Source organism: Clostridium sp. (assembly GCF_040797585.1).
GTDB lineage: Bacteria > Bacillota > Clostridia > Clostridiales > Clostridiaceae > Clostridium_Z.
The window spans coordinates 1-1,873 of record NZ_JBFNEO010000317.1; the positions used below are offsets into that span (position 1 = coordinate 1).

General features: G+C 28.8%; 1 protein-coding gene. It reads right to left on the reverse strand.

Annotated features, from left to right (window positions below; all coding sequences use genetic code 11):
• Positions 1-164 precede the first annotated feature (164 nt).
• Positions 165-1,409 (reverse strand): ornithine--oxo-acid transaminase, encoded by a 1,245-nt coding sequence (gene rocD / locus AB2369_RS13150; RefSeq protein WP_367666924.1) that lies wholly within the window; start codon positions 1,407-1,409, stop codon positions 165-167.
• Positions 1,410-1,873: the final 464 nt, after the last annotated feature.

The window sequence follows — 1,873 nt, forward strand, 5'->3', positions numbered from 1 at the left end:
AACTATGATTTACACCGTATTCAAAGATTAAGTTTAGATATGGTACATCTATAGATAAACTACCTCGAAACTCAATCTTTGAATATGTCTTAGATAATGGTAGCTGGTGATTTAGTTTCAATTACCATGTGGCTTATCTTACTATAAGTATCTTTACTTAATATTTATATTGGATTACATAATACATCTTTTATTATAGATATACAATAATCTATTTCCTCTTTTGTAATAGTTAAAGGAGGAGCAAATCTTATGGTGTGCTCGTGAGTTTCCTTACAAAGAAGTCCTAGAGTCATAAGTTTCTCACAGAACTTTCTAGCTCCACCATACTCTTCTTTTATTTCTACCCCAATTAAGAGTCCTTTACCCCTAATTTCTTTAACATAAGGGCTATTAAGATTTTTTAAATTATCTATAAAGTACTTTCCAAGATCTAAGGATTTTCTTGCTAGGTCTTCTTCTAAAAGAACATCTAATGATGCTATACCAACAGCAGCACCTAAAGGATTTCCTCCAAAGGTTGAACCATGGTCCCCAGGTTTAAATACATCCATAATTTCTTTGTTAGAGAGCATAGCAGATACAGGATAAACTCCTCCACCTAAAGCTTTACCCACTAACAATATATCAGGAGATGCATCTTCGTGTTGGAAGGCAAAATTCTTACCTGTTCTTCCAAAACCAGTTTGTATTTCATCTAAAATAAACAATATGTTATGGTCTTTACAAATTTCTTTAAGTTCTTTAAGAACCCCATCTTTAGGAACAATAACTCCAGCTTCTCCTTGAATAGGTTCCATTAAAAATGCAACAGTATTTGGAGTAATTGCATCTTTAAGAGCCTTGGTATCTCCAAAAGGAATTACCTTAAATCCTGGAGTATAAGGACCAAATCCTTTTTTATATTGTTCTTCTGTAGAAAAGCTTACTATACTTATGGTACGACCGTGGAAGTTATTAGAACATACGATGATTTCTGCAGCATTTTCTTCTATGCCTTTATTTATATGTCCCCATTTTCTAGCGGCTTTAAGTCCTGTTTCTACAGCCTCAGCTCCAGAGTTCATAAGAAGTCCTTGATCAAAATTAGAAATTTCACAAAGCTTTTTAAGAAAAGGTCCCATTTCTGTATTATGAAATGCTCTAGAAGTCAAGGTAATACGAGAAGCCTGTTCTATAAGAGCATCAATTATTTTAGGATGCCTATGACCATAGTTTAAGGCTGAATAAGAAGAGAGCATATCAATATACTTCTTCCCTTCTATATCGTATACAAATATTCCATGACCTTTCTCCAAAACCAATGGTAGAGGATTATAGTTTTTTGCACTATACTTATTTACTTCTTCTAAATAATTCGCTGTAGTTTTAATGTTAATCCCTCCTAATGATCTAAATATAAATATTATTAGATATTTAGAACTTTAATATACTAAACTGCAGACATATTTCTGTCACAAGTTATAATATTTAAAATTCCTTAATATAATTATAGAATAATTATGAAAAAAATGTAAGAGGTGTTATATAATAGTTACACACTATTTAAATATTAGTACATATAATTTAAAAATAAAAAAATTATAGCAACATTAATTTATATAAGCTTGATTAAATTTATTGCCTTATATTATAAATATATAAATTTATAATAATTAAAGAATAGGCTAGAAAAATAGTAATAAAAAATTTTTAATTATTTAAAGATTTACCCTTAAATTTTATAATAAGAAGTTTTTAAATCAAGTCCTTGAGCTATGTTAGAATCGGGGAATTATTAAATTTTAGATTTTTAAATTTTCTACTTTATAAGTTTAAACTATAATTACATTAAGAGTTAATTATCATAATAGGAAAAATCATAGGTTATATG